The organism is Streptomyces sp. rh34 (assembly GCF_002551245.1).
Taxonomy (GTDB): Bacteria; Actinomycetota; Actinomycetes; order Streptomycetales; family Streptomycetaceae; genus Streptomyces.
The window spans coordinates 1-3,220 of the sequence record NZ_NTGZ01000441.1; the positions used below are offsets into that span (position 1 = coordinate 1).

The 3,220-nt window shown below is 72.5% G+C and carries 3 protein-coding genes and 1 pseudogene; 1 reads left to right on the forward strand and 3 read right to left on the reverse strand.

Annotated features, from left to right (window positions below):
* Nucleotides 1-103 (reverse strand): annotated as a pseudogene (locus tag CR470_RS40980) (uridine kinase); the annotation flags it as partial.
* A 68-nt stretch (nucleotides 104-171) separates the two neighbouring features.
* Nucleotides 172-864 (reverse strand): winged helix-turn-helix transcriptional regulator, encoded by a 693-nt coding sequence (locus CR470_RS36900; RefSeq protein ID WP_257139053.1) that lies wholly within the window; start codon nucleotides 862-864, stop codon nucleotides 172-174.
* 85 nt (nucleotides 865-949) lie between these two features.
* Here CR470_RS36900 and CR470_RS36905 point away from each other — a divergent pair, with 85 nt between their 5' ends.
* Nucleotides 950-2,161, forward strand: coding sequence for a pyridoxal phosphate-dependent aminotransferase (locus tag CR470_RS36905; RefSeq protein WP_097872064.1), 1,212 nt, complete (start codon nucleotides 950-952; stop codon nucleotides 2,159-2,161).
* Between the two features lie 50 nt (nucleotides 2,162-2,211).
* Here the strand turns inward: CR470_RS36905 and CR470_RS36910 are convergent.
* The coding region (locus CR470_RS36910) for a VWA domain-containing protein (protein WP_097872066.1) at nucleotides 2,212-3,220 on the reverse strand (1,009 nt) is incomplete at its 5' end.

Below are 3,220 nucleotides of genomic sequence, written 5' to 3' on the forward strand. Positions count from 1 at the left end.
CGCCCAGCGCGAGCCAGGGCCCGCCGTCGGCGGCGGACAGCCCGTCGCCGTACCGGGCCAGCTCGCCGGCCAGCCGTTCCCAGGTGATCGCTTCGAGTCGCACGGCTCCATCATCGCCGGACCGGCGGAGGGACGCTCGGGCGAGGGAGTCCAAGCGCCCGCGAGCGAGGTTCAGGCGCCCCGCAGTTCGGCGGCGAGCGGGCCTTCGCCGAACACCTCGACGCGGCCGTCCTTCACCGCCTCCGCGAGTGCCGCCCCGCCCCGCGCGAGCTCCAGGCACACCTCGGCGTCGAGGACGATCCGGGCGTCGGGGCGGTCGGCGGGACCGTATCCGTACACCGCGGCGACCGCTTCGGCGTCCGGGAGCACGGCCCTCGCTCCCCCGCCGACGTGGAGGTGGAACTCGCCCTCCTCCAGCCGGACTTCGAGGACGCCCTCCTGGGTGAGCCCGGCGAGGGCGCCGAGCAGCGGCAGGGCGAACCAGTGGGCGCGCACCGCGTCCGTGGGGCGGCGCTCGGCGAGGGCGGGCGCTCCCCAGTCGGCGAGGGCGGCGAGGACGGGCCGCAGGGCGCGTCCGCGCGCGGTCAGCTCGTAGACCGATGCGGCCGACGGGGGCGGCAGCTTGCGGCGCAGGGCCAGTCCGGTCTGTTCCATGTCCTTGAGCCGGGAGGCGAGCACGTCCGTGCTGACGCCGGGCAGGTCGGCGTGCAGGTCCGTGTACCGGCGCGGCCCGCCCAGCAGTTCACGGACGATCAGCAGCGTCCACCGGTCGCCGACGGAGTCGAGGGCGCGGGCGGTGGCGCAGAACTGGTCGTAGCTCCGGCGACGGACGGGGCGTGCTGCTGGCTGCTGCTGACGTGGCATGCGACGCAGTCTAGACATGTTGTTGGACTTTCCAAGCCGAAGCTTGGTAAAACCAAGTATCGCAATTCGGCTCGGGAGGCAGCGCATGGAGTTCCGGCAGTCCAGCAAGCTCAACGAGGTCTGCTACGAGATCCGGGGCCCGGTCATCGAGCACGCCAACGCCCTGGAGGAGGCGGGCCACAGTGTGCTCCGCCTCAACACGGGCAACCCCGCGCTCTTCGGCTTCGAGGCTCCCGAGGAGATCGTCCAGGACATGATCCGGATGCTGCCGCGGGCGCACGGTTACACCGATTCGCGCGGCGTCCTCTCGGCCCGGCGGGCGGTGGTCCAGCGCTACCAGGCCATGGGCCTGACCGAGGCCGGCGTGGACGACGTGTTCCTCGGCAACGGGGTCTCCGAGCTGATCTCCATGGCGGTGCAGGCGCTGCTGGAGGACGGCGACGAGGTGCTGATCCCGGCCCCGGACTTCCCGCTGTGGACGGCGGTGACCACGCTCGCGGGCGGCAAGGCGGTGCACTACGTCTGCGACGAGGAGTCCGACTGGAATCCGGATCTCGCCGACATGGCCGCGAAGATCACCGACCGGACCAGGGCCGTCGTGATCATCAACCCGAACAACCCCACCGGCGCGGTCTATCCGCGCGAGATCCTCGAAGGCATCCTCGACCTGGCCAGGCGGCACGGGCTGATGGTGTTCGCCGACGAGATCTACGACCAGATCCTGTACGACGGTGCCGAGCACCACAGCGCGGCGGTTCTCGCCCCCGACCTCGTCTGCCTGACCTTCAGCGGACTGTCGAAGACGTACCGGGTGGCCGGCTTCCGTTCCGGCTGGATGGTGGTGTCCGGCCCCCGGCAGCACGCCCGCAACTATCTGGAGGGCCTCACCACGCTGGCCTCCATGCGGCTGTGCCCCAACGCCCCGGCCCAGTACGCCATTCAGGCCGCGCTCGGCGGGCGGCAGTCCATCCGGGAGCTGGTCGCGCCGGGCGGGAGGCTGCACGAACAGCGCGACCGGGCCTGGGAGCGGCTGAACGAGATCCCCGGCGTCTCGTGCGTGAAGCCGAAGGGCGCGCTGTACGCCTTCCCGCGCATCGACCCGAAGGTGCATCCGATCGTCGACGACGAGAAGTTCGTGCTGGACCTGCTGCTGCGGGAGAAGATCCAGGTGGTGCAGGGCACCGGCTTCAGCTGGCCGCGCCCGGACCACTTCCGCATCCTGACGCTCCCGTACGCCGACGACCTCGACGCGGCGATCAGCCGCATCGGCCGCTTCCTGAACGGGTACCGGCAGTGATCCGCGCGCACCGCCCGGCCGGGGTCGGCTGAGACGGGTCCGGTCGGGCGTCAGATGAGGCGGAAGAGATCCGCGGCAGCGTGGACGTCGGTGAGGTCCTCGATGGAGCGGAGGTTGTCGCACAGCGCGTCCAGGACCGAGCCGGCCTCGGCGGCCCCCGGGGCGCCGACGGCGAGGCCGAAGACGCGGAAGCCCAGCGCCCGCTTGGCGTCGTTCCAGCCACGCATCCATTCCTCGGTGACGCCGCATTCGTCGTCAGTGATCATCACGATGTCCCCGCGGAGGGTGGCGGCGTCGTCGAACTCCTCCGCCAGCAGTTCGCGGGCCACGGTCAGGGGCGCCTGGTAGCTGGTGCCGCCGCCGAGGAAGGTCTCCGCGAAGTCGAGCACCCGCTCGATGCCGGCGGACCGGCCGGCCGGGAAGCGGAAGACCTGGATCCTGTCCTCGGCGGAGAACAGGACGCCGACGAAGTCGCGCCCGGCATGGCGGGCCTGGTCCAGCAGCGCCAAGGCGCACGCCTTGGACCACGCCTCCCGCGTGACCCCGCCGGGCCCTGCCGCGTACATCGAATGCGAGGTGTCCACGCACGCGATGACCGCGCCCCGCCCCGTCAGCTGCTCTCCCTGGCTGTCGTAGAGCATCAGCTCCCCGGCGGCGTACCGCGCGGCGAAGACGGCTCGCAGCTCGGGCAGGCCGAGGTTGGCCAGTTCGGAGGGGATCAGGCGGGAGAGGTCGTCGCCGAGCGTGACGCCGACCAGCTCCCCGGCGGTGCTCTCCACCTTGCGGGCCCGCTCCCCGTCGGCCATCTGCCGGAAGCGGCCGATCAGTTCGGCCCACCGGGCGAGACGACCGGCGCGCAGACGCTCGGCGAGCCGGGCGCGCCGTGCGTACGGCATCCGCTCCAGCTCGCCGGAGCCCACGCCCCAGGCCCGCATCAGCACGGCCTCCTCCCGCACGGCCTCGGCGGCCTCCGCCGCCGCGTGGTGGGCGGCGGTGCGGAGTCCGGGAACAGTGGCGGCGCCCTGCGCGGCGCCCTGCGCGGCCTGCCGAGCTGTGCGC